Source organism: Pseudomonas sp. RL_5y_Pfl2_73 (assembly GCF_963970515.1).
Taxonomy (GTDB): Bacteria; Pseudomonadota; Gammaproteobacteria; order Pseudomonadales; family Pseudomonadaceae; genus Aquipseudomonas.
On the sequence record NZ_CAXAPD010000007.1, the window covers coordinates 151860 to 176927 of the forward strand.

The window sequence follows — 25068 nt, forward strand, 5'->3', positions numbered from 1 at the left end:
GTCAGTTGACCTTCACCAGGCCGCCCTTGATGGTCAGCATGCCGCCGCCGTCCACGGTCTGTTCGGCGGCGGCCTTGTTCACCAGGCTGATGCCGGCATCATTGGTCAAGGTTGTGCCGGCCTTGTTTTCCAATGACGTACCGGCCTGGTTGCTCAGGGCGGTTCCAGCCTTCTGGCTGATGGACGTGCTGGCCTGGGCCGCCAGGTCCGCACCGCTCTTGATCGCGAAGCTACCGCCGCTTTGCAGGGTCAAGGTGCCGCTCACCTTGATGGTCAGGTTGCCGTCCACCGTCAGCTCATAGTTACCGCTGACCTTGTGCGCGTAGTCGCCGCCGGTGCTGTGGTTCTGGTCCGAACCCACGGTGACGGTGCGGGTGTCCTTGACATCAAGGCTGTCGCTGCCGGTCTGGATGGTCACGCTGCGTTTGCCTTTTTCCAGGGTGACGGTTTCGTCGCCTTCCTTGACCGTGCGAGTGCGAGCGTTCTGCACCGTGAGGGTTTCATCGTGACCGACCGTGGCAGTGGTGTCGTTGAGCACGTTGATGTTGAAGTCTTTCTGGGCCTGGAGAAAAACCTCCTCGGCGTCCTTCTTGTCCTCGAAGCGCAATTCGTTGAAACCGCCGCCGCCCTTGGACGAGTGGGTCTTGATCCCGGACTGGGTCTGGTTGGCCGGCAGCGCGTAGGGCAGGGCGTTGTCACCGTTGTAGACACAGCCGGTCACCAGTGGCCGGTCGGGGTCGCCGTCGATGAAGGTGACGATGACTTCCTGGCCGATACGCGGCACGAACTGCATGCCAAAACCCTTGCCGCTCCAGGGCAATACCACACGAACCCAGCAGGATGAGGTCTCGTCGTTCTTGCCGGTGCGGTCCCAAGGGAACTGCAACTTGATCCGCCCGTATTCGTCGGTCCAGATTTCTTCGCCGGCCTTGCCCACCACCAGCGCGGTCTGGGTGTGCATGCGCGGTTTTTGCGTGGTGCGGGCCGGTCGATAAGTCGTGGCCTTGGGAATCGCCTCGAAGCGGTTGCGGTAGCTATCGTGGCTGGCTTCGTGGCTGACTGAGGTCACCACCCAATCGATATTCAGCGTCGGGTCTTCATGGCCGGCGAGGGTGAACCAATACCCCGGCACCAGCCAGCGGCAGTCGCTTTCGCCGACAAAACGCTTCTCCTGGCTGCGCAGGCCATCCACCCGCTGTTTGGTCAACGCATCGCCCTGGCCCTTGGCGTCATAGCCGCCCGGATGCTCGTATATCGAACTCGGCCCAGCCACGGCTTCGGCCTGGCTGTAGAGCGACGTCGTTGGCGTGGTGAATTGGTAATCGGTCGCCTGATAGACCCCGGCCACCGCTTGCAGGCACAGCTGGCCTGAGCGGACGCCGTGCAGTTCCCGATCCCCCATTTTCTGCCCGAGATAATTCACCGTCGGGCCATTGGGGATCGGCAAGAACGCATCGTTGCTGTCGCCCAATACCAGCGTGTGCTTGCCCTGCTCGTGGCTGAAGAACCAGAAAATCCCGTCTTCTTCCATCAACCGCGAAACAAAGGCCAGATCGGTTTCACCGTATTGCACACAGTATTCGCGTGGGGTGTAGCTGCCAGTCAGCTTGAGCTGAAAGTCGGTGAAGCCATGGGCCTTGAAAATCGTGGTGACAATGTCCGCGGTGGCAAGGTTCTGGAACACCCGGTTGTTGCTCGCCAGGGTCAGCCACCAAAGCCATGGGCGCAGCAAAAGTTGATAGCGTTCGGCGGTAGCGTCGGCGGGGAGCTGACGGATTTCCGCGACCAGACAGTCCAGCGGGCGCAACAACGCATCCTTGTGCAGGGTCATGGTGACATGGCTGGCGACGGCGCTGGTGAGCGTCAGCGCTGGGCCGTCGTTGATGCCGTTGAGGATGTGCGAGCCCAAGGCATTGAGGCTCTCTTCGCCGGACAGCGATTCAGGGTACAGCGCCGACAGCGTGGCGGCGGTGAGGGAGAGAGTGGTGTTGCTGTCGGTGGGGCGGGGCATTCGGAAGACCTCAAGACGTCAAACAGTACGCGCCAGACGGACCGGCAACATCGCAGGCTTCAGTGCGCGGCCCCGCTGGCGCCGCAGGGTGGCAATCATGAACTGTAGTGGGTGGTGATGAAGTTGTAGGGCGCACTCAAATCTTCCGAGCGACTCATGGGCAGGCCATGGGGGTAAGTGTCAATGTTGCAAAGGTAGGCGGTGAAAGCGCCCTCAACATCGAACACCCAGGAGTCACCACGGTTCAATGTTTTGTCCAGCAGGTCACGATTCTTCTGACTGGTTGCGATGACCACGACCCAGCGATTGTCGGCGTTGAAACCGTGGAGCTTGTTGACATCGCGAGTGATCGCCTCCTGGAGATTGGCGCCGCCAAAGTTTCCATTGGTGCTCTCTACCTTGATTTCCACGGCATACGTCTTCCCGGCAAGGTTGAAATAGAAATCGACCTTCTCTGAATGGTAGGGCGAGGGATAGGCGATCTCTCTTACTTTGGCTGTGATGCCGTAGCCACGTTTCAGATGATAGGCAATCTCGACCTGGGCGGCATGTTCCCAAGGGCCGTCCGAGGTCCAGCTTTTACTGTATTGGCTGGGGGTGCCGGAGAAGTCCTGCGGATGGGCACCGGCCGCTTGTAATACAACATTCAAAAAGTCTCCTTCCGTCATGATGCCGATCTCCGTTATGTAAAAACTGCTGAAAAAGTCGGCCAGTCCAGCGGTATTACTCCAACACCCACTCCGCCAACTTCCCCGTCACTTGCGTCATCAATACATTCTCCACATCCCTTGCTCCCGCCGCGCTGCACTTGGCCAACACGGCCTTGACGATCCCAGCGTCGAACTCGAATTGCTTGCCGGTCGCGGCCTTGTAGCGCCCACGCAATTTCTCCAGTTTGGCCAGCACAATGGCCTCCAGCGTTGCCTCATCCAGCGGCCGGTACGCCACCACGGTCAGGCGTGCCAAAAATGCCGGACGGAACGCTTGCAGCAGCACCTTGTGCAAGGCTTCGTTGAAGGCGTCGCTGCCCAACTGCGCGGCCGGCGTGTCCAGTAGCAATTCGGCGCCGACGTTGCTGGTGGCGAGCATTACGGTGTTCTTGAAGTCCACCACCAGGCCGGTGCCGTCTTCCATCAGCCCTTTGTCGAAGACGTTATAGAAGGCCTCGAGCACATCCGGGTGGGCCTTTTCGATTTCATCCAGCAACACCACCGAATAGGGTTTGCGCCGCACCGCTTCGGTGAGCACACCACCGCTGCCGTAGCCGACATAGCCGGGCGGGGCGCCTTTGAGTTGGCTGACGGTGTGGGCTTCCTGGTATTCCGAGAGGTTGATGCTGATCAGGTTGCGTTCACCGCCGTACAAAGCGTCGGCCAGGGCGTAGGCGGTTTCGGTCTTGCCCACGCCGGTGGGGCCCACCAGCAGGAACACCCCGACCGGTTTCTGTGGGTCGGTGAGGCCGGCGCGGTAGGCTTGCAGGCGTTGGGCGATGGTGTTCAGCGCCGTGCTCTGGCCCATGACCCGCTGGCCCATGCGCTGGCCGAGGGTGCGCACGGCGTGGGCTTCGTCGGCGAGCATCTTGCCGACCGGGATGCCGGTCCAGCCGGCAATCACGGCGGCGACGGTCTTGCTGTCCACCTGTTCGGGCACCAGCGGATCGTCCTGGCGAATGGCATCCAGGCCCGCCTCCAGGCGCAGCAGTTCGGCGGCCAGGTGGTCGATGCGGTTATCGATCTCGGTGTCGGTTTTTTCACTGTCGGCGCGTTCGCTCAGGGCAAGCAGTTCGCGCCGGGTGTCGAGCAGTTCGCGCACGGCTTCGCGCTCTTCGCCCCAGCGGGTTTCCAGCTCGCGGATGGCGTGCACGTTGCTGGTCGATTCGCCTTCGAGCAGGGTGATGCGCTCGCGGTGATCGAGCCCGGTGGCCTGTTCCCGGCGCAGGCGTTCGACCTCGTCCTTGAGGCTGTTCTGCCGATGGCGCAGGCTTTCCAGCGGCGGCGGTACGTCGTGCTGGCCGAGGGCGACCCGGGCGCAGGCGGTGTCGAGCACGCTGATGGCCTTGTCCGGCAACTGTCGCCCGGAGATGTAGCGGTGGGACAGCTTCACTGCCTCGTGGATGGCCGCGTCCAGCACCTGCACGCCGTGGTGCTGTTCCAGTTTGCTCGCCACGCCCCGGAGCATTTCCACGGCGGTGAGTTCGTCCGGTTCTTCGACCTGCACCAGTTGGAAGCGGCGGGCCAGGGCCGGGTCTTTCTCAAAATATTTTTTGTATTCCAGCCAGGTGGTGGCGGCCAGGGTGCGCAGTTCCCCCCGGGCCAGGGCCGGCTTGAGCAGGTTGGCCGCGTCGCTGCCGCCTTCCGCACCACCGGCACCGATCAGTGTATGGGCTTCGTCGATGAACAGGATGATCGGTTTTTCGGCGCTGCCTACCGCGTCGATCACGCCTTTGAGGCGTTGTTCGAACTCACCTTTGACGCCCGCACCGGCCTGCAACAGGCCCAGGTCGAGGACGCGCAGGGTGACTTCCTGCAACGATGGCGGCACATCGCCGGCGGCGATACGCAGGGCCAGGCCTTCCACCACCGCGGTCTTGCCGACGCCCGGTGCGCCCACCAGGATCGGGTTGTTCTGCCGGCGCCGGAGCAGGATGTCGATGCACTGGCGGATTTCGCCGTCGCGGCCAACGATGGGGTCGATGCGCCCGGCCCGGGCGTCGGCGGTCAGGTCCTGGGTGTACTGGTCCAGCACCGGGTCTTGTTTCTGGGGTGGCGCGCCGGGTTTGGCCGGGCGCACGCCACCGACATGCTCACGGGAGCTTTCGGTCCATTCCAATAGGTGGGCGCGCAGGGCATCGCGGGGAATGCGCAGCAACGACGAGGCGCTGTTGAGCAGCAGGCTGCGGCGCTCATCACGGTCCAGCAGCGCCAGCAGCAACAGCCCGGAGCGGATGCTGTCCAGGCCCAGCACGCTGGCCTGGACCACGGCGTCTTCCAACAGACCGATGGTTTGTGCCGACAAGGCGGGCGTGCGGGTGCTGCCGGATTTGAACAGGTCCAGGGCCTTGTTGGTTTCTGCTGCCACTGCGTCACGCTCCAGGCCGAAGCGTGGTAGCAGACAGGCAAAGTCACCGCCCTCGATGTCGAGCAATTCCAGCAGCAGGTGTTCGATTTCCACATAGTGGTGGCTGCGCTGCATGCAGCGTTGTGCGGCCCGTTCCAAGGCGCGGCGGTTGTCCGGGTTGAGGCGTCCGATCAGGCTGGCCAGTTCCATTTCAGGCAATCTCCGGCTGACGAAGGCGGGTTTCGATCCGTTGCACGGCGAGGGTTGGCTGGCGTTGCAGGCCACCGTTCCAGTTCAGCCGTGGCGCTGCCTGGCGGTCCAGTTGCAGCGGGCCGGCGCCACGGATCAGCAACACCAGGGTGCAATCCAGGTCAGGGCCGAAGTACAGGGCATAAAGGCTGGCGAGCAGCGGATGGGTTTCGCCGTTGGGCAGCAATCCGCTGGCCTGGCCCGTGTTCAGCGGGCCGAGGGTCAGGCGCACGCCGGCATGTTCGTCCCAGACGTGGGAGCCGGCCACCGCGTTGCGGCCCAGGCACAGGTTGCGCCCGCCCGGTTGCAAGCGGCTGCGGCTGGCCGGCGGGACTTCACGCCAGCCACCTTCGTAGGCGGTCAGCTCCACGGGCAGCCCGAACTGTTCGCGGACAATCGCCGCGAACCCGTCCAGAGAGCGCCGGCCATCGGCGTACAGCGCGGTGCAGGCCAGTGCCGCCGAGTCGGGGGCGGCCTGTCGCTCCTGCAAGGCCTTGGGCAGCAGGCCGGTCAACGCCCGCAGTTGCGCGTGTACGGCGGACGCGCCTGGGGCCGTGAAACCCAGGGCGATGCGATGCTTGCGCATCACCTTGTAAAGCAGGCTGAGCAGGCGATGCTGGAACAGGTCGAGGAACTGCGCCGGGGCATGATCCTTCGCCCGTGCCCGTTGTTGCAGCCATTCCTGGTAGGCGTAGGGCAACGGGCCGTCCGGACCGCCGAGGCCGAAGATCGGTGTGGTCAGGGTTGGCGGCAGGCCGGGTTCCTGGCCCAGGCTTTCCACTTCGCTGGCGGCGAACAGCGGCGTCAACGGCCCGCGCAGACGCAAGGCTTCGGCGTGCGGCGCGGTGCCGCTGCCCAGGGGCTCGGCCTGGGGATGTTCACGTTCGAGCAACAGCAAGGCCTGGAGCCATTCGAAGCGTTGTGGGTCGCGCCGCAGGCGCTGGCTCAGGTTCAGAGCACCAGGGGTTTGCCGGCTTGGGGTTGCCATGTCTTCACCTCCTTGTCGGACTGGACCAGCACGGTGCGCACGAAGCGATTGGCGGTGGCATAAAGGGAAAAGAATTGCGCCAGCACCCCGGAGAACAGCACGGCGCTGCTACCGACGAAGTGTTGCGGGTCCAGTTGCAGGCGCACCTCCAGGCCGTTGCGCCAGCCGCGCCAGGCGTCTTCGCCGACATGGGCGATGACCCGGTCGCAACTCAGCCCCGATACCCCTTCGATCTGGCGATGGGCGCTGGCCTCGTCCCGCAGGTTGTGCAATTCGAGAATTTCGCGCAGTGCGTCCAACGCCTGGGGGCCTTCGACCAGCGACAGATGGTTGAGGGTCAATTGCGACACCAGCCGCCAGCGCGATTCGCCGTCCAGGCGCGGCAGGCTTTGCGGGCTGGGTGGGTTGCGCAGGCGCGCCCAGGCCACTGGCCCCGGGCGCTCGAAACCCATCGGGGTGCCGGCCGGCAGGCTCTGGGCCAGGTGGCGGTTGGTGCACAGCAGTTCGGCGGTGAGGCTGTAGTCACGGGTGTCGGCCAACGGGTCGAACTGGGTGTCCACCAGGCTGACCATCAAGTCGGTACCCAATCGGTTCGGGCTCATGCCACTGACCCGTCGCGCATGCCAATAACAGGTTTGGTCGCTGCCATGCTGGTTGCCGTAATAGGCCGGCACTTTGCGCACGCCCTGGCTGGACATGGCGCGCATGCCACGGATGCTGTGGATCTCGACGCTGTTTTCCCGATGACTGTCGGCCACCAACCGATACTCGCTGCGGGTGCCATCCGGGCGCAGCGGCTCGGATGTCCTGGGGAACAGGTTGATCACTGGCGTGCAGCCCAGGGCGATGTCACTGGCCTGGAGCGGCAGGCGGCTGGTGGGAGGACGGTCGAAAACGATGTACAGGTACAACGACGGGCCATCGCTGGTGGCGCCGGCCAGTGGCAGGTCGAAGAAGCCGAATTTATCCGGGAAGGCAAAGTACTCGGCCAGCAGGCGCATGCTGGGGTGCACGCCGTCTTCGTCCGGCAGCAAGACCTGGTCACTGGCGAAGCCGACGATCTGTGGCAAGCCCTTCAGCGGTTCCGGCACGCTGCCGGGCGCACCGGCCAGGACCTCGATGGCGTGCGCGCCCAGCAGGTCGTAAAGCCCGGCGTTGATGATCGGTGATGCTGCCAGGTGCACCCGCAGCGTGTTGATTCCCAGCGTCGACCACTGGCTTTCGCCCAGGCACCGCAGCTCCAGGCGCAAGGCCGAGCGGGCGCGGACCACTCCGGTCAGCGCCTGGGCTTCATCGCTGCCCAGCAGCAATGCCTCGCTGATTTCCACCGGCCACAAATGCACGGCGGCGGTGGTCCGAAAATGAATGCTCTGGCCTTTGTCCGTGGTGACGAACAACGGTGTGTCGCGGGGCAGCGGGTAGCCCTCGTTCAAGTTGCCTTTGCTGGGGTCGGGTTGGAACTGCACGATGGCGCACGACGGCAAGGGCCGCATGGCCAACGGGTAAAGCTGTTCGAGCAGGGCATCGCTGAATTCGGCGTAGTCGTCATCCAGTCGGCGTTGCAAGCGGGCGGCCAACAGGGCGAAACCTTCCAACAGGCGCTCGACATGCGGGTCGGGGCATTCGCCGGGAGACAACTCCAGGCGCCGGGCGACCTTGGGGTAGCGTTCGGCGAACAGGCTCCCGGCATGCCGCAACCAGGTCAGCTCGCGTTGGTAATAGTCCAACAGTTGCGGGTCAATCGAGTCGCTCATGTCGTACCTCAAGGCCGTCGCCGGCGTGCTCGATGACAAAGGCCACGGGCCAGGCATGCAGGTCGCCGCGCAGCTCGCCCAGCAGCCGTATGCACAGTTGTTGCGGATGACCTGGCACCGGGCAGACCTCGACCTCACCCAGGCGCAGGCGAGGTTCGAAGTGGGTGATGGCCTGACGGATTTCCCGGGTCAGTTGGCGCCGGTCATCGCTGCGCTGCTGTTGCAGCGCGGTCCAGTCGGCGATGCCGTAGTCCAGGATGCTCGGCGGTTCGGTCAGCGCCCGGGGGCCGCGTCGGGTATTGAACAGGCGCGACAGTTCGGCATGCACCGAGTCTTGCAACGCCTGTCGATCGAACACCCGACCGGTATCATCCGCCGGGCTGGCCAGGCGTTCGAACAGGGGCGGGCGCAGCCCGAAGCCAGCCATGGGCGCGGTTTCCTTACTTGGTCATTTTGTTGGCGGCCAGGTCCCAGGTCGTGCCCGCCGTGCCTTCCTTGGTGCCGTCGTCTTTCTGCGCGGTGAGCTCCCATTTGATCTTGGTGAAGTTCAGCGACAGGGTTTCCACCGGTTTGCCGCCGGTGCCGCCGCTGACACTGACGTTGGACAGCACGACGTTGGTCAGGGTGTAGATGATGAACGGCATGAGTTTGCCGCTGCCCTCGGCGGCATTGCGGCCAATGGTGATGACGGCTTGCGGGATTGGCTTGCCGGCGCAGCAATATTCGTTGAGCGAGGGGGTGGAGCTGTCGATGAATTTAGTCAGGGTGAATTCGCCGATGTGGGGCCGGCCAGAGGTTCGCTCCGAGTTGCTGACGTCGTTGGTGACCTGCATCGCCACGTTATGGCTATAGGACATGACCTCGATCTTGTCCGTGAAACCCTCCAGCAGGCTGTCGCCCTTGATGTCGCCGCCGAGGTCGAGAATGATTGCATCCATTGTGTGGAACTCCTGAAGAAGACGAATGAGGTAGTGCCTGGTACCGATGAATCAACCTGTGGCGATAAAGCCTGGTCCCGGCGGACCGCGCTGTAGGAGCTGTCGAGTGAAACGAGGCTGCGATCTTTCCCCTACCTATTGAGTCGAAAGCGAAAGATCAGATCAAGATCAAAGATCGCAGCCTTCGGCAGCTCCTACACATAGCCCCGTGGGAGCTTGCTCCCTCGCCAAGGGCGGTCAGGCAGCTACCGGTGGCGGCAGGGTCGCCACCAGGCGGATCGAGGCGGTCAGCTCCTCCAGCTGGAAGTGTGGCCGCAGGAAAACCGTGGCCTTGTAGGCACCTGGCTTGCCGGCCACTTCCGTCACGTCCACCCGTGCTTCGCGCAACGGATACTGCGCCTTGATTTCTTGCGGCGCGTTGTCGTTGATCAGCACGTAGTCGGCGATCCAGTTGTTGAGGTAGGTCTGTACGTTGTCGCGGGTCATGAAACTGCCGACCTTGTCGCGCATGATCACCTTCAGGTAGTGGGCGAAGCGCGAGGCCGCCAGCACATACGGCAACATCGCCGAGATTCGCGCGTTGGCGTTGGCCTCGTTGGTGTTGTAGACCTTGGCCTTGTTGGTGGTCTGGCCGCCGAAGAACACCGCCACGTCGCTGTTTTTCTTGTGGCACAGGGAGATGAAACCCAGGTCGTTGAGTTCTTTTTCACGACGGTCAGTGATCGCCACTTCGGTCGGGCATTTGAGCGACAGATCCCCGGAACTGGTGCGGAACGTATGGGCCGGCAGGCCTTCGACTGCGCCACCGCCCTCGGCGCCGCGAATGGCGGCACACCAGCCATATTTGGCGAAGGCTTCGGTGATGCGTTGCGCCAGGGTCCAGGCGGCGTTGCCCCACAGGTATTTGCTGTGGTCGGTGCCGTTGACGTCTTCGACGTAGTTCATGCCTTCCACCGGCAGCGTGTCCGGGCCGTATGGCAGGCGCAGCAGGAAGTGCGGCAGCACCAGGGACACGTAGCGCGAGTCCTCGCTTTCACGCAAGGCGCGCCACTTGATCAGCTCCTGGCTCTCGAAAATCTTCGACAGGTCCCTGGGGATCGCCAGTTCGGTGAAGCTGGTCATGTCGAACAGCCGCGGGCTGGCGGCGGCAATGAACGGGGCGTGCGCGGCGGCGGCAACGTTCGAGAGTTTTTCCAGCAGGCCGATGTCTTGCGGATGCCGGCCAAAGGTGTAGTCGCCCACCAGCAGGCTGAACGGGTGTCCGCCGAAGGTGCCGTATTCTTCCTCGTAGATCTTCTTGAACAGCGCGCTCTGGTCGAATTCGACGGCTTTTTCCAGATCGTTCTGCAGTTCTTTCTGGGTCACGTTGAGCAGGCGCAATTTGAGCCGGGTGCTGGTTTCGGTGTTCTGCACCAGCAGGTGCAGGCCGCGCCAGGAGGCTTCGAGTTTTTGCAGCTCGGGGTGGTGCAACACTTCGTTGAGCTGGGCGCTGATCAACTGGTCGATCTGGCTGATGCGGTCGTTGATCATCGCCACAGTGTCCTTGTCGATGGTCATGCCTTCGTCGAGGACCTGGGTGGCGAATTCGGCCAGCATGTCGCGGGCGTAGTCTTGCTGGCTGTCGTCGTGGGCCATGCGGCCTTCGGCGATGATCTTGTCCAGCAGGGACAGGGTCTGGGTCGTGCTCTCGCTGGTTTGAGCGCTGGATGAAGCAGGCATGGCGTTATCTCCCTTAATGATGCGCGCGATCAGGCCTGTGGTTCGGCCGGGGCAGGGTCATCGGTGGCGGCCACGGCGGGCAGCTCTGGCGGTACGTCCTGGGGCCGGGCCGACTTGATTTCCTGCAGACCTTCGGTGTTGGCGATCACGTCGCGCAGCAGCTTGTCCAGGTCGTCGTTGCCATCGAGCTTGGTCAAAAGGTCCCGCAGGCGTTGGCGCGCTTCGAACAACCGCCGCAGCGGCGTGACCTGCTCCACGACCTTGACCGGGTCGAAGTCGTCGATATGACGGAAGTTGAGTTCGATGTTGAGCTTGCTGTCGTCGCCGCTGAGGGTGTTGTTCACCTGGAGCGTGGCGCGGGGGGAGATGGAGGCGAGCACCTCGTTGAAATTATCCCGATCGATTTCGGTAAAGCGCCGCTCATTGAGCTTGGGCAGCGGGTCCAGTGGCTTGCCTGAGAGGTCGGCCAGAATGCCGACAACCAGTGGCAATTCTTTTTTCTCGATGGCGTTGCCGATTTCCACGTCATAGGTGATCTGGACGCGGGGAGGGCGGACTCTGTCGAGCTTGTGCTGGGTACTTTCTGCCATGGCGGCCGACTCCGATGCATATGTGGGCGCAATGCATCGGGAGTCCCGCTCATCGCATTCCCTTGCTGATCCGCAGGTTACAAATGGACGGCAGAAAACCTGTCATTCCCTTGACGAACCTGGTGCATTCGACCGCTCTGGCCGAACTATCCAAGACGCTAGAACAGGTCTATAAAAAAGCAAGCAAAAACAATTTTTGACCGCTGAGAAAAGGAAGATTCATTTTGCGTGGTTTTTTTTTCGGATTTATTTTGAGCCTGGCGCTCACCGGTTGCTCGCTTTTTGCGCCCAGTGTCGACCTGGACAGCCTGACCCTGGACGTGGCGCCGCGTGCCAATGACGACACGCCGATCGCGGTGGATTTCATTGCGGTGAACGACCCGGACCTGCTCAAGCAGCTGTCGGGTATCACCGCCAGCCAGTGGTTCGCCGAGCGCGAACAGTTCCAGCGCGACTATCGTCAACTCATGTCGGTGTGGGGGCTGGAGCTGGTTCCGGGGCAATTCATCGACCGGCAACCCTTTCCGTTGGAGGGCCGGCGTGCCGCTGGACTTTTGGTCTTCGCCAGCTATAACACTCCCGGAGCCCACCGGCTTCGGCTGGACGATCAGCGCCAGGCCTGGCTGAAGTTCGACAGTCGCGAGATGACCCTCGTGAATGATGGGGTTCGATGACAGCCAGCCTCGAGTGACCGCGGGCCGCCATGCGCGGTGACATTGGAATGTCGAAGGGAGTCGTATGAGTCTGTTACCTGACGCGGTGTGCTGGCATGAGGGCATGCAATTGCTGCCCCAGCATTTTCAATTGCAAGGGCTGCGTGCCGAGGCGCTGGCCGCATATTTTGCCGGGGCCTGCAACCCTTGGTTCTGGGGTGTCGGCCAATTGGAAGTCGATCCTTCGGCCCTCAGCGCCGGCCAGGTGCGGCTGCTGCAACTGCAAGGCACCTTGCCAGACGGCCTGCCGGTCAACCTGCAGGCCGGTGTCGGGCCGACCCTGGAGTTGGACATCGGCGAGGCGATCGACAAGACCGACGACGCCACCGTGACGGTGTACCTGGCCGTTAGCCCACTGTGGCGCGCCGGGCAATTGGTGCCGCTCAAGGGGCGCCTGCAATCGGTGGTCGGCGAGGCGTTGCCGGACCTCACCAGCGGTGCATTTCCCGAGTCGATCACCGTCTGGCGACCCAACCCGAGGCTGTGCACCCAACTGAGCAAGGCTGATTCGATCTGCCTGCCGCTGTTGCGCATCCGCAAGGAGGGCGGCGGCTTCTGGCGTGTGCCCTACACCCCGCCAACGCCGATCCTGTTGCCGGAGTCGGCCCTTGGTCGGCGGGTCGCCGGGATGTGTGCCCGGGCCCGGGAAAAGTGCATGTTTCTCGCGGGTCGCTTGCGTCAGGCCCAGGCGGCGGGCAACCAGGATGATGCCATGGAGATTCGCCGGCAATTGACCGCTTTGTGGGCGCGCTTGCCGGAAGTCGAGGGCGCGCTGAACACCCGGGTGGCGACGCCCCAGGCGCTCCACGGTTTGCTGCTGGGGCTGGCCGGGAGCTGGTCGGCCCTCGATCCGCTGGCGGGCGTCCCGGCCTTCGCACCGCTGGACTTCCTCGAATTGCAGCGCGGCTACGAGCCGTTGCTCGACTGGCTGGAAACCACCCTGGAACTGGTTCGCGCCGGCTATCGTGGCCTGGCCTTCGAGCGCAATGCGCAGGTCTTCTCGATCCAGTTGCCTGACGACCAACCGGACCAACGCCTGGTGATCGGCCTGCGCATGCCCAACGGCGCCAGCGAGCAGGCGGCGGTCGAGTGGTTGCGCGGGGCGATCATCGCGTCGGCACCGCACGTCCCGCTGCTGAGCCGACAACGCATGAGCGGTCTGCCCCACCAAGTCATGAGCCGCAACGAACAGGTGGCCTACAGCGTGGGCGACGACACCCGTTTGTTTGTGGTGGCCGCCAGCGGGCAATGGTTCGACGCGCAATTACCGCTGCACATCGTGGCGCCGGCATCGGCCCAGGCCAGTAGCCCGTGGCAAGTGGTGTTGTTCGTGGCGCAAGTCAGTGAAAGTGCCTGATCGCAAAAGGGGAGTGGTATGCCTGATGGAAGTGGCGGGGCGGTTCGGAGTCTGCATGAGGCACCACTGAGCAGCGCTTTTCGCCAGGCCTGGCTGAAGTGGTCCCAGCAATGGCAAGACCTGCCCAAGGACAGCGACCCTGCGGTTTTGGTCAATCGGGTGGTGGAGTTCTCCGGGCGCAGCGCCCAGCGTCTGTGGCGGGTGGCCTTCGCCACCGTTGGCGATGCCGCTACCGAGCAGGTCAAGTCGCTGGTCTATGCCTTCGTGGCGCTGGTGGACGAAACCTTGCTGTTCAGCCCTTGGCCCGGGCAACTGGCCTGGCAGCAGCACCCCCTCGAGTCACGCATGTATGCCAGTCGCCAGGCCGGCGAGCGCTTGCCGGCGGCGATCAAGAAATTGCTGGACGAGCAGATGCCCGGCACCCGGGACCTGGCGAATGTCTACCTGCAATGCCTGATCCTCGGGTTCCAGGGGCGATTGCGTGGCGAGCCCGGCCAGGTCCAGCATGCCAAATGGCGCGTGGCACTGTTCACATTCGCCTGGCAACACGATCCCGATTATGTCGACGTCAGCCAACGCCTGGCACAGTCTTCGGCGACGCCGCCAGTGCGCATGCCGGTGCAGCAATCACTGCCGGACGGTGTTCGCCTGGGGCTGGCTATCCTGGCGATGGTGGTGTTACTGACCGGGCTGGGGCAGGTGTTCTGGCATGACATTCGCTCGGAACTCGAACCGGTGTTGCAACTGAACGAGTCGGCGGTGGTTCAGGAGGTGGATTCATGAGCCCCCTGAGCATCGTTGCCCTGGTGGTGCTCGCCATCGTTGTGGTGTTGTTGATCGCGGCCCTGATCTGGTGGCTGCGGACCCAAGGCGGGGCGGCGATCCGCAGTTTCTATGGCGCGGTGCGCCGCATGGAACAGGAGCAGGGCACTCGGGACCGCTATCAGATGCCCTGGCTGATGATGCTCGGCAACGAGGCCGACGGTGCCCAACTGTGTGCCCAGTGGCGCTTGCAACCGACCGACAAGGCGGCCTGGTTCGGGCGCTGGTTTTCCGATCTCGAAGGTGCGGTGCTGGTGGTGCCCCAGGCGTTGTTCCTGCCCGATGTTGGCATGAACCGGCAACGGGGTAATTGGTGGCGCCTATTGGGGCTGATGTTGCGCTTGCGCAGCAAGCGACCATTGGATGCGGTGATCTGGACGGTGCCGTTCAGCACCCTCGACGACATCGAACACACCACCGAACTGAGCCTCAAGGTCCGGCGGTGCTTTATCGACCTGTTGCAACGGTTCGGCCTCAGCCTGCCGGTGTATGTGGTGATTACCGGGATGCAAGAGCTGCCCGGCATCCAGGAACTGGTCAGTGCGTTGCCCGCCGAGGCACGTGAATCGATGCTGGGCTGGTCCTCGCCCTATTTGCCGGATGCGGCCTGGCAGTCGCAGTGGAGTGACCAGGCCTTGGACCAGGTCAACGCGGCGGTGTCGCAGTCGATCATCGAGATCGGTGCGCTGTCGGGGCAGTTGGGCACCGATCTTTATGGATTGCCGGAGCGTTTCGAAGGCTTGCGGCGAGCCTTGCAGATCCTGCTGGAACCGGTGTTCCAGGGCAATGCCCAAGGCGAAGCACCGCGTTTTCGCGGGGTGTATTTCACCGCCAGCCAGGCACCGGCCATCAGCGGCGACGGTTTGACTGCCCTCGACAGTGCCCAGCGGCAAACCGTGTTCGCCCGGCAATTATGGTCGCGGCGTCTGGTGGCCGAACGTGGCCTGGCCCAGCCTGTGCCACGGCTGTTGCGCTTGCGCCAGCGCGGGCATCGGCTGGCCGGAGCGGTGGCGTTGGTGGTGGGCCTGGTCTGGTTGGGAGGCATGGTCTGGGTCTGGCACGATTCGGTGGAACAAGCCGAGGGGCTGTCGCGGCTGATCCTCAGCGCCCATAAGAACCACCTGGTGGTCGACCCTGACGAACCGCAACTGGAACCGACCCGGCACAACGTGCAGAACTACTGGAACGTGCTGGAGAAGGCCCCGAGCTGGCGCTTCGTCTCGGTGGTCTTTCCCACCTCGTGGTTCTCTTCCGTGGACACGCAACTGGAGAATGGGTTGCGCCTGACGGCTCGGCACCATTGGATATTGCCCTTGCGCGACCTGCTCAATTCAGACCTGGAGCAGCTCAAATCCATCCGCAACACCGAGCGGCGGGGCAATGTGGAGAGCGAAGACCCGGCGCAATGGCAGAGCTACGTGAAGGCCAAGGGGCTGGTGGAACTCGCGGTACGCCTTGAGCAGCACAACCAAATGTTCAATCAGGTGGTGAACGATCCCAAGGCACCGCTGGACGAACTGGTGCAACTGAGTAACACCGCCCTGTCCCTGGGGCTCAACACCGGCACTTTGAGCCGGCCACGGTTCTATAACCGGGTGCTGTTCGATGCCCAGAACAGCGATCTGAAAGGGCTGGACCTGAACGTCGCGCGCCCGGTGATCGCCGATAACTTCACCGGCCTGATGCAGCGCTGGCTGGACCATTACTTCCTGGCGGACAACTTTGTGCGCCAGGCCGGCTATCTCAAGCTGCACCTGCAGCGGTTGGAGGCCGGCAGTGGCAATTCGTTGAGCGAACTCGAAGACCTGATGGCGCTGATCGATGATTTGCAGGCGCTGGTCAGCCTGACCAATTCGGCCTGGGGGCGGGGCAAGGGCCCGGACCTGGTCCCCGGCTACAGCCAGATGCTGGACAAAGTCAGCCACAGCACCCTGCTGGGGCCGGATATTGAGCAGGACCTGGAGAGCCAGGCGGCGAAGTTGCAGCAGAGCTTTCGTGACCAGTGGATCGTCCAGGCCGGTTCCCGGGACAATCTGCTGGTGCAACAGGGCAGTGGCTTGCTGGTCTTGCAAGACCATGTCACGGCGCTGAACGGTGCGGTGCAGGCACTGTTCAAGCGTGATTTCGTGGCGTTGGCCATGCGGAAGGATCCGTCGGGCAGCAACCCCGATTCGATCGGCCAGGGTCATGGCAGCGATGATTTCAGCGTCGCCCTGAACTACTTCGCCAGCTACAAGAGCTATGCCCATGAAGAGCTGCCGCGCATCCCGCCGGATTACCGTGACGCACTGATGCAGGCCGCTGAGGGCGCCGCGGCGAGGGCCATGTGGTCGAGCCTGGATGAAAACAGCGAGCCCTTGCCCGGCATGGGCTTCAACGTGCAAACGACCCAGGCCGTTGCGCTGCAAAAAGCCTTCATGGACGTACACCGTGGCGATCTGGCGATCCGTTTCCAGCGTCTGCTCAATCGCCGGGCATTGGCGCAGATCAAGCGTGGCCTGGACGAAATCGAGGCCCAGCCGCTGTTCAGCCAGCGGACCGATGTCCAGCGTTGGGATGGTTCGAAAAACTTCGGCTTGCAACTCTACGGTGCCAGCGATCCACAAGACCTGAAGCTGAACCTGGCCCAGCAATTCGGCGCGATGCTGCAGATCGCCGAGCAGCGAATGCCTGCGTTGGAATGGCTGATCGTCCAGCAGGACAACCTGTCGGCCCTGGAACATGACCAGGTGGCACGCTTCATGGCCCTCAACGACGAATTGCTCAAGTACAAGAACCAGAACCCGGCCAGTTCGGCGGCCCAACTGGAACAATTGGTGAGCCGGGACTTTATCGTCATGGACACCACCTCCTGCGCGCAGATCTTGCAGACCTCCAGCCTGCCCAGTGGGCGCGGTGACCTGGCCTTGCGCACGATCGCGTTGCAGCAGGGCGCCCTGCAACGGTGCCTGTACCTGCAACAGAACCAGGCCGCGACCGCCTGGAATGACCTGGCCAACTATTTCAATCAGTACCTGGCCGGGCGTTTTCCATTTGCCCAGGATGTGCGAGCCAGCGATGCCGACCCCGCGCGAGTCCAGCACCTGCTGGAGTTGATCGATACACGCCTGCCCCTGGCCCAGGCCGGGCTGACGTTGAGCCAGACACCGGAGCGGCTGGCGGCCGAGGATTTTCTCAACCGTTTGAAGCAGGCCGGCACTTGGCTCGGGCCGCTGTTCGTACGCGACAAGAGTGGCATCCTGGGGGTGGAAATGGACGTGCGCTGGCGCACCGATCGCGAAGAGGAGCGCGGCGCCGATCAGGTGATCGCCTGGAGCCTGGATGCCGGTAACCAACAGATCAGCTACCCCGGCGGCGGCCAGCAGAACCTGCGCTGGATGGTGGGTCAGCCCGTGCGCCTGACCTTGCGTTGGGCCCGGAACGGTTATCAGCGGCCGGCCAACGATCCGCTGCAACCGAACCTGGTGGTGCGCGACCTGGAGGCCGGTTGGGAGTACCAGGGGCCCTGGTCGTTGCTGCGCCTGATGCGCTCGCTGGTGTCGGTTCAGCGCCAGCCAAATGCCGACTACACCGATTTCCCCCTGGCCCTGCAACTGCCGGTGACCGCTCAGACCCAGGCCAGCACGGCGCAGCAAACGTTGATGTTCGTGCGCCTGTCGTTGATGAGCCAGGGCTCCAAGCTGCCCTTGTCGATCCCGCCGCTGCCGACGCGGGCACCCCGTTCACCGTTCATGGCGACCGCATCGAGCCCCGCCATCGCCACCCGCGAGGAGGGTCTGTGAGTTTGCCGATATCGCCTTTGCCAGAGCTGGTCAACCAGTTGCTCGAGCCGATCAGCGCCGAGTCGCCCTGTGGCCCGGACCTGCGCTACGAACCGGAGTATGACCAGTTGCGCGAATTGCGCCGGGAGGACGACACCAGCCTGCCCACCGGTGTGTGGCAGTCTTCGATCAAGCGCGCCCTGTGGCCAGACCTGGAACGGCTCGCGACCACGTTGCTGCTGGAGCGCAGCAAGGACCTGATGATCAGTGCCTGGCTGGGGGAGGCCTGGCTGCATATGGCCGGGCTGGAGGGGTTGCCGGGCAGCCTGGCGCTGGTGGTGGGGCTGTGTGAGCGCTATCCGGAGCAGTTGCACCCCCAGGCCGAGGAAGGCGACCAGTCATGGCGGGTGATCCCGCTGGAGTGGTTGGCCCGTCGCTACAGCGAAGTGCTGCTCACGCGGGTGCCGTTGTTCGACGGCCGGGAACAGGCCTTCGCCGCTTTCTGTCTGGACGACTGGCAACGCTTGCAGCGCCAGCAAGTGTTGGTCAACGACAGCAAGAACGCCAAGGCCTCGGCCGAAGCGGCGCGCAACGATCAAAAGAAGCTCAGCGAACTGATTCGCAACACACCCTTGTCGTTCTGGTTGCATCGCCAGGGCAGCCTGATGTTGAGCCTGCAACACCTGCAACGGCTCGAAGCCTGGAGCGACGCTTACCTGGGCAACCTGGCCCCGGGCTACAAATCCCTGCAGGACGTGATGCAGGCCTTGTTGGCACTGGTAGAGGAGTTCATCGCGATGCACCCACAGCAACCCACCGTCGCGCCGGTGCAAACGTCCCCGGCGACCACGACGTCGACGTCCCAGCCGCAGACGGCACCTGCCCAGGTCTTCCAGGAGCCGGCCAATCGTGAAGAGGCCTACCGACAATTACTGGTCATCGCCGGTTACCTGGCTCGCACCGAACCCCACAGCCCGGTGCCCTACCTGATCCGGCGCGGCGTGGAGTGGGGCAACAAGCCGTTGAGCGAGTTGCTGGGGGAACTGATCAGTGCCGATGCCGAATCCCGGCGGTTGTGGACGTTATTGGGCGTTCTCTAACGCTCCTCGTCGTGCCACCGCACTGGCGTCAGCACCGGTTTGCCGGAAAAGAACGCGGTCAGGTTCTGGCCCACCAGCTCTACCATTGCGCGAGTCGCTTCCGGCGACAGGCCGGCCACGTGGGGTGTGAGGACGACGTTGGGCAGGTTTTTCAGCGCCTGCGGTACCTCGGGCTCGTGATCGAACACATCCAGGGCCGCTCCGGCGATTCGTCGGTGCTCCAGGGCGTTGATCAGATCGGCGGTGGCGACCACGCTGGCCCTGGCGACGTTGACCAGAAATCCTTTTGGCCCGAGGGCGTCGAGGGTCTGCTTGTTGATCAACTGCCGGGTATCCAGACCGCCTGGCGTGGCGACGATCAGGAAGTCCGAAACCCGCGCCAGTTCCGTGGGCGTGGCGCAGAAGGTGTAGGGCACGTCATTGCGCACCCGGCGATTGTGATAGCTGATACTCATGTCAAAGCCCAGGGCGGCCCGTTTGGCGATTGCCATGCCCACCGCGCCAAGGCCCAACACGCCCAGCCGCTTACCCGCCAGGGAAGGGCGCGCGGCCCTTGGCCATTCGCCGCGTCGCAGGGCTGCATCGTAATGGGGTATGTCGCGCACCAACGCCAGCAACAGCGCCATGGCATGGTCGGCCACCGACGAGGCGTTGACCCCGGCGCCGTTGGTGACCACGATGCCCCGATGGCGCGCGGCCTGCAGGTCCACCTGCTCGTAGCCGGCGCCGATCACGCAGATGATTTTAAGGTTGGGCAGAGCGGCAATTTCCTCGGCCGTCAGGCCCAGGGGGCCGCGGGTCAGCACTGCGCTGAAGCGTTCACCGTGTTCGAAAATCGCCGTCTTGCGTTCGGCAGGCGTGGGTGCCAGTTCCAGGTGATAGCCCTGACGCTCAAGAATCGGCAGGTATTCATTGACGGTTTCAACCAGTACCAGAACGGTTGCGGTCATGCTGGGCTCCTGTGGGCGCTGGGGCGATTTCACGTATTCAACCTGATTGTAGGAGTCGGGGGCAGGGGGGATTGGCTTTTTATGTGCATTTCGGATTTTGTTGACTGACTGGGTACATATCCATTGCTGCGGTAACGGCTGCTTAGGGTTCCGCCCTGACGGCGGGTCACTTTCGAAAAGCCCGGAAGCCGGCCCAGTCGAAAGTAACCAAAGCGCTTTTGCCCCACCACTTGGCACCTCGCCTAGGCTCGGCATGCCTGAACGAAGGCATTGCTCCGTGGGCCGCCGCGAAGGGCCATCCATGGCCCAGCGCGGCTAACCCGGCATCCATGCCGGGTTGCCCACTGCGCAATGCCTGCGTTCGGCCAGCGTGGTTAACGGGGCGCCCGAGATCAACGTCCACGCCGAGGCGGCCTAGTAGCCGGCCTGGCTCTTCTGGTCGTACACCCATCAGATCTGTTTGAGCAGGACCTGTGGGAGCAAAGCTTGCTCGCGAGGCGGCCTGACGGCCGGCCTGGCTCTCCGGTCGTGTCCCAATCCAACTGTGGGAGCGAGCTTGCTCGCGAAGGCGGCGGTACATTCAGTGCTGGTGCAATCTGACCCACCGCTATCGCGAGCAAGCTCGCTCCCACAGGGAATGCAGGGATAATTCTATGGCAGCGATCTGATATGCATAACCGCTCCTCAGCTAAGCCTTTGCTTCTGCTCACTAATCCCGGACAATCGCGCCCCTGTTTCGGCCAGGGCGCTGCCTGTCGGGTTTTCCGACTCGTCCTGGCCGGGTGCATGTGACCGGAAAGCGGAGATCCGACCGGATGAATGATCAGGCCAATAGCGTCGAAGAGCGCTTTGAAACGACAGTCCCAGCCACCCTCAGCCAATGGAGTCGCCAGGACACCACCTGGATGCTGGGTCTGTTTGGCACCGCCATCGGTGCAGGCACTCTGTTCTTACCCATCAATGCGGGCCTGGGCGGCTTCTGGCCGTTGCTGATCCTGGCGGTGCTGGCGTTCCCCATGACGTTCTATGCCCACCGGGGCCTGACACGTTTTGTATTGTCCGGTCGCGACGGCGCGGACATCACCGAAGTGGTGGAAGAACATTTCGGCCTCAAGGCCGGTGCGCTGATCACGCTTTTGTACTTCTTTGCCATCTTTCCGATCCTGCTGATCTACAGCGTGGCGTTGACCAACACGGTGGGCAGTTTCCTGGAGCATCAGTTGCATATCCAGCCGCCTCCTCGGGCTGTGCTGTCCCTGGTGCTGATCCTCGGCCTGCTGGCAGTGGTGCGATGCGGCGAGCAGGCGATCGTCAAGGCCATGAGCCTGATGGTCTACCCATTCATCGTTGCGCTGCTGTTCCTGGCGGTGTTCCTGATTCCCCACTGGAGCGGCGGCATCCTGACCACCGCGTCCACCCCGCCGGAACCTTCGGCGCTGCTGCATACCTTGTGGCTGGCGATCCCGGTGATGGTGTTCTCGTTCAACCACTCGCCGATCATCTCGGCCTTTGCGGTGGACCAGAAACGGCGCTACGGCGGCAACGCCGAGGAGCGCAGTTCGCAGATCCTCTCGCGCGCCCATGTGCTGATGGTGGTGATGGTGCTGTTCTTCGTGTTCAGCTGCGTGCTGACCCTGACCCCGGCGCAACTGGCTGAAGCCAAGGCGCAGAACCTGTCGATCCTGTCGTACCTGGCCAACCACTTCAGCAACCCGACCATCGCCTTTGCCGCGCCGTTGATTGCATTTGTCGCCATCTCAAAATCGTTTCTGGGGCACTACATCGGCGCCAGCGAGGGCCTCAAGGGCCTGATCGTCAAGAGCGGCCGTCGCCCGGCGCCCAAGACCCTGGACCGCCTCACCGCCGCGTTCATGTTGATGGTGTGCTGGATCGTCGCGACCCTCAACCCGAGCATCCTGGGCATGATCGAAACCCTGGGCGGTCCGGTTATCGCGGCTATCCTGTTTCTGATGCCGATGTATGCGATCCGCAAAGTTCCGGCCATGGCCCGTTATCGCGGCCAGGCTTCGAATGTCTTCGTTACGTTGGTGGGTTTGGTGGCGATTACGGCGTTGGTTTATTCCCTCTTGGCGTAGGCCTTTTGTGGGGGGCGGGATTTTTGAGGTTGGTGTGTATATCCGTTGCTGCGGTAACGGGCACTGGCGGTTCAGCCCTTACAGCGGGTCACTTTTGGAAGAGCGCCAAAAGTAACCCGCTGTAAGGGCGGAACCCTAAGCCGCCGTTACCGCAGCAACGGATATGCCCCCAAAAAAAGGCACTTCACCTCAAATAGACAAGCATAAAAAAAACGCCGCCCCTCGCAAGAAGGGCGGCGTTTTTAGTCGGGCGTTTTAAGCTTTAGGCTTGAACGACCGGGATGTTGGCATTTGCAGCCGCTTCACGGAACTCGGCGATCTGGTCGAAGCTCAGGTAGCGGTACACGTCCGCTGCCATGCTGTCGATCTTGCCGGCGTATTCCATGTACTCCTCGACGGTCGGCAAGCGACCCAGGATCGAAGCCACGGACGCCAGTTCGGCCGAAGCCAGGTAGACGTTCGCGCCGTCACCCAGACGGTTCGGGAAGTTACGGGTCGAAGTCGACACCACGGTGGCGTTCGGCTCGACGCGTGCCTGGTTACCCATGCACAGCGAGCAGCCTGGCATTTCCATCCGTGCACCGGCCTTGCCGTAGATGCCGTAGTAGCCTTCTTCGGTGAGCTGGTGTGCGTCCATCTTGGTCGGCGGCGACAGCCACAGGCGAGTTGGCAGTTGGCCCTTGACCTGCTCCAGCAGTTTACCGGCAGCGCGGAAGTGACCGATGTTGGTCATGCACGAACCGATGAACACTTCGTCGATCTTCTCGCCAGCAACGCTGGACAGCAGACGGGCGTCGTCCGGATCGTTCGGTGCGCAGAGCACAGGCTCGCTGATGTCGGCCAGGTCGATTTCGATGACTTCGGCGTATTCGGCGTCGGCATCGGCTTCCATCAGTTGCGGGTTGGCGATCCAGGCTTCCATCGCTTGAGCGCGACGTTCCAGGGTACGTGCATCGCCGTAGCCTTCGCCGATCATCCAGCGCAGCAGGGTGACGTTGGATTGCAGGTACTCGGTGATCGACTCTTTCGACAGCTTGATGGTGCAACCGGCAGCCGAACGTTCGGCCGAGGCGTCGGACAATTCGAAAGCCTGTTCCAGGGTCAAGCCTTCCAGGCCTTCGATTTCCAGGATGCGGCCGGAGAAGGCGTTTTTCTTGCCTTTCTTCTCGACGGTCAACAGACCGTTCTGGATGGCGAAGTACGGAATGGCATGAACCAGGTCACGCAGGGTGATGCCAGGTTTCATTTTGCCCTTGAAGCGCACCAGGATCGATTCTGGCATGTCCAACGGCATGACGCCGGTGGCAGCGGCGAACGCGACCAGGCCGGAACCGGCTGGGAACGAGATGCCCATCGGGAAACGGGTGTGCGAGTCGCCACCGGTACCCACGGTGTCTGGCAGCAGCATGCGGTTCAGCCACGAGTGGATGATGCCGTCGCCCGGACGCAGGGAAACGCCGCCGCGGGTCATGATGAAGTCAGGCAGGGTGTGGTGGGTGGTGACGTCGATCGGCTTCGGATAGGCTGCGGTGTGGCAGAAGGACTGCATCACCAGGTCAGCCGAGAAGCCCAGGCACGCCAGGTCTTTGAGTTCGTCACGGGTCATGGGACCAGTGGTGTCCTGGGAACCCACGGTGGTCATTTTCGGTTCGCAGTAGGTACCAGGACGTACGCCTTGGCCTTCTGCCAGACCGCAAGCCTTGCCGACCATCTTCTGCGCCAGGGTGAAACCCTTGGTGCTTTCGACTGGGGCTTCAGGCTTCTTGAACAGGTCGAACGCTGGCAGACCCAGCTCAGCGCGAGCCTTCTCGGTCAGGCCACGGCCAATGATCAGCGGAATACGACCGCCGGCACGGACTTCGTCCAACAGCACAGGGGTCTTCATTTCGAAAGTGGTGATGACTTCGTCGGTACCGTGCTTGCAGACTTTGCCGGCATGCGGGTACAGGTCGATCACGTCGCCCATGTTCATGTTCGAAACGTCGAACTCGATTGGCAGTGCGCCGGCATCTTCCATGGTGTTGTAGAAGATCGGAGCGATTTTGCTGCCGAAGCAGAAACCGCCAGCACGCTTGTTCGGCACATAAGGAATGTCGTCGCCGAAGAACCACAGCACCGAGTTGGTCGCCGATTTACGCGAGGAACCGGTACCGACCACGTCGCCGACGTAGGCGATCGGGAAGCCCTGGCCGCGCATTTCTTCGATCTGCTTCATCGGGCCGGTCTTGCCTTGCTCGTCCGGAACGATGCCGTCACGGGCCATTTTCAGCATGGCCAGGGCGTGCAGCGGGATGTCAGGACGCGACCAGGCGTCTGGGGCAGGGGACAGGTCGTCGGTGTTGGTTTCGCCGGTGACCTTGAACACGCGCAGGCTGATCTTGTCGGCCAGCACCGGACGCTTCTTGAACCACTCGCCGTCAGCCCAGGATTGCAGCACGCCTTTGGCGTGAGCGTTGCCGTTCTTGGCTTTTTCAGCCACGTCGTGGAAGGCATCGAACATCAGCAGGGTGTGCTTGAGTTCTTCGGCGGCTACCGGCGCCAGCTCGGCGTCGTCCAGCAGATCCACCAGGGTCACGATGTTATAGCCGCCCTGCATGGTGCCGAGCAGTTCAACGGCACGCTTCTTGTCCAGCAGAGGGGATTGGACCTGGCCCTTGGCCAGGGCGGACAGGAAGCCGGCCTTGACGTAGGCAGCCTCGTCGACTCCAGGCGGAACACGATTGGTGATCAGGTCAACGAGGAAAGCTTCTTCGCCAGCCGGAGGATTTTTCAGCAGCTCGATCAGGCCTGCGGTTTGTTCGGCGTTAAGCGGCTGGGGAACGATACCCAGGGCTGCGCGCTCTTCGATATGTTTGCGGTAGGCTTCAAGCACAGTTATTACCCTCATCAGTGGTCCCAAATGGGTGTCCGGGACGCTCATCCAGGAACCCACGGTACTCATGCGCGTCGGCGGCTTTTTGAGC

17 protein-coding genes are annotated in these 25068 nt (G+C 62.9%); 6 read left to right on the forward strand and 11 right to left on the reverse strand.

Features of this window, described 5'->3' with window-relative positions:
- Window position 1: 1 nt before the first annotated feature.
- From tssI to tssB, 9 genes are all read right to left on the reverse strand, one after another.
- Window positions 2-2011: a type VI secretion system tip protein VgrG gene (tssI, locus tag AACY42_RS09340; RefSeq protein ID WP_339478804.1), complete on the reverse strand. Its 2010-nt coding sequence runs from the start codon at window positions 2009-2011 to the stop codon at window positions 2-4.
- 95 nt (window positions 2012-2106) lie between these two features.
- Complete coding sequence (locus AACY42_RS09345) at window positions 2107-2679, reverse strand: hypothetical protein (RefSeq protein WP_339478806.1); 573 nt, start codon at window positions 2677-2679, stop codon at window positions 2107-2109.
- Window positions 2680-2734: 55 nt separating this feature from the next.
- Window positions 2735-5278 carry a type VI secretion system ATPase TssH gene (tssH, locus tag AACY42_RS09350; protein WP_339478808.1) on the reverse strand — a complete coding sequence of 848 codons (2544 nt, stop codon included), beginning with the start codon at window positions 5276-5278 and terminating at the stop codon, window positions 2735-2737.
- Between the two features lies 1 nt (window position 5279).
- Window positions 5280-6305, reverse strand: a complete 1026-nt coding sequence (tssG, locus tag AACY42_RS09355) for a type VI secretion system baseplate subunit TssG (protein ID WP_339478809.1) — start codon at window positions 6303-6305, stop codon at window positions 5280-5282.
- Complete coding sequence (gene tssF, locus AACY42_RS09360) at window positions 6269-8059, reverse strand: type VI secretion system baseplate subunit TssF (protein WP_339478811.1); 1791 nt, start codon at window positions 8057-8059, stop codon at window positions 6269-6271. Before tssF ends, tssG begins: the two co-directional genes overlap by 37 nt.
- Window positions 8043-8486, reverse strand: a complete 444-nt coding sequence (tssE, locus tag AACY42_RS09365) for a type VI secretion system baseplate subunit TssE (RefSeq protein ID WP_014337904.1) — start codon at window positions 8484-8486, stop codon at window positions 8043-8045. Before tssE ends, tssF begins: the two co-directional genes overlap by 17 nt.
- Window positions 8487-8499: 13 nt before the next feature.
- A complete protein-coding gene (locus AACY42_RS09370; protein ID WP_109756006.1) occupies window positions 8500-8997 on the reverse strand; it encodes an Hcp family type VI secretion system effector in 498 nt (165 codons plus the stop codon).
- A 237-nt stretch (window positions 8998-9234) separates the two neighbouring features.
- Window positions 9235-10716 carry a type VI secretion system contractile sheath large subunit gene (gene tssC, locus AACY42_RS09375; RefSeq protein WP_339478815.1) on the reverse strand — a complete coding sequence of 494 codons (1482 nt, stop codon included), beginning with the start codon at window positions 10714-10716 and terminating at the stop codon, window positions 9235-9237.
- A 29-nt stretch (window positions 10717-10745) separates the two neighbouring features.
- Window positions 10746-11306, reverse strand: coding sequence for a type VI secretion system contractile sheath small subunit (gene tssB, locus AACY42_RS09380; RefSeq protein ID WP_339478816.1), 561 nt, complete (start codon window positions 11304-11306; stop codon window positions 10746-10748).
- 224 nt (window positions 11307-11530) lie between these two features.
- Between tssB and AACY42_RS09385 the strand changes: the two genes are divergently transcribed.
- From AACY42_RS09385 to tssA, 5 genes are all read left to right on the forward strand, one after another.
- Entirely contained in the window at window positions 11531-11980 is a 450-nt protein-coding gene (locus tag AACY42_RS09385; protein WP_339478817.1) for a type VI secretion protein, read from the forward strand.
- A 64-nt stretch (window positions 11981-12044) separates the two neighbouring features.
- Window positions 12045-13376 (forward strand): type VI secretion system baseplate subunit TssK, encoded by a 1332-nt coding sequence (gene tssK, locus AACY42_RS09390; RefSeq protein WP_339478819.1) that lies wholly within the window; start codon window positions 12045-12047, stop codon window positions 13374-13376.
- Window positions 13377-13394: 18 nt separating this feature from the next.
- On the forward strand, window positions 13395-14159 hold the full coding sequence (locus AACY42_RS09395) for a DotU family type IV/VI secretion system protein (protein ID WP_339478821.1): 765 nt from the start codon (window positions 13395-13397) through the stop codon (window positions 14157-14159).
- Window positions 14156-17980 (forward strand): type VI secretion system protein, encoded by a 3825-nt coding sequence (locus AACY42_RS09400; protein WP_339478823.1) that lies wholly within the window; start codon window positions 14156-14158, stop codon window positions 17978-17980. The genes AACY42_RS09395 and AACY42_RS09400 overlap by 4 nt, the downstream gene beginning before the upstream one ends.
- Window positions 17977-19059, forward strand: coding sequence for a type VI secretion system protein TssA (tssA, locus tag AACY42_RS09405; protein WP_339478825.1), 1083 nt, complete (start codon window positions 17977-17979; stop codon window positions 19057-19059). The genes AACY42_RS09400 and tssA overlap by 4 nt, the downstream gene beginning before the upstream one ends.
- Here tssA and AACY42_RS09410 read toward each other — a convergent pair.
- Complete coding sequence (locus AACY42_RS09410; protein WP_339478827.1) at window positions 19056-20009, reverse strand: 2-hydroxyacid dehydrogenase; 954 nt, start codon at window positions 20007-20009, stop codon at window positions 19056-19058. The two genes, tssA and AACY42_RS09410, sit on opposite strands and share 4 nt — an antisense overlap.
- Before the next feature lie 815 nt (window positions 20010-20824).
- Here AACY42_RS09410 and AACY42_RS09415 point away from each other — a divergent pair.
- Complete coding sequence (locus AACY42_RS09415) at window positions 20825-22105, forward strand: serine/threonine transporter (protein WP_339478828.1); 1281 nt, start codon at window positions 20825-20827, stop codon at window positions 22103-22105.
- A 262-nt stretch (window positions 22106-22367) separates the two neighbouring features.
- On the opposite strand, the gene acnB is transcribed toward AACY42_RS09415, so the two are convergent.
- On the reverse strand, window positions 22368-24977 hold the full coding sequence (acnB, locus tag AACY42_RS09420) for a bifunctional aconitate hydratase 2/2-methylisocitrate dehydratase (protein WP_339478902.1): 2610 nt from the start codon (window positions 24975-24977) through the stop codon (window positions 22368-22370).
- Between the last annotated feature and the right edge of the window lie 91 nt (window positions 24978-25068).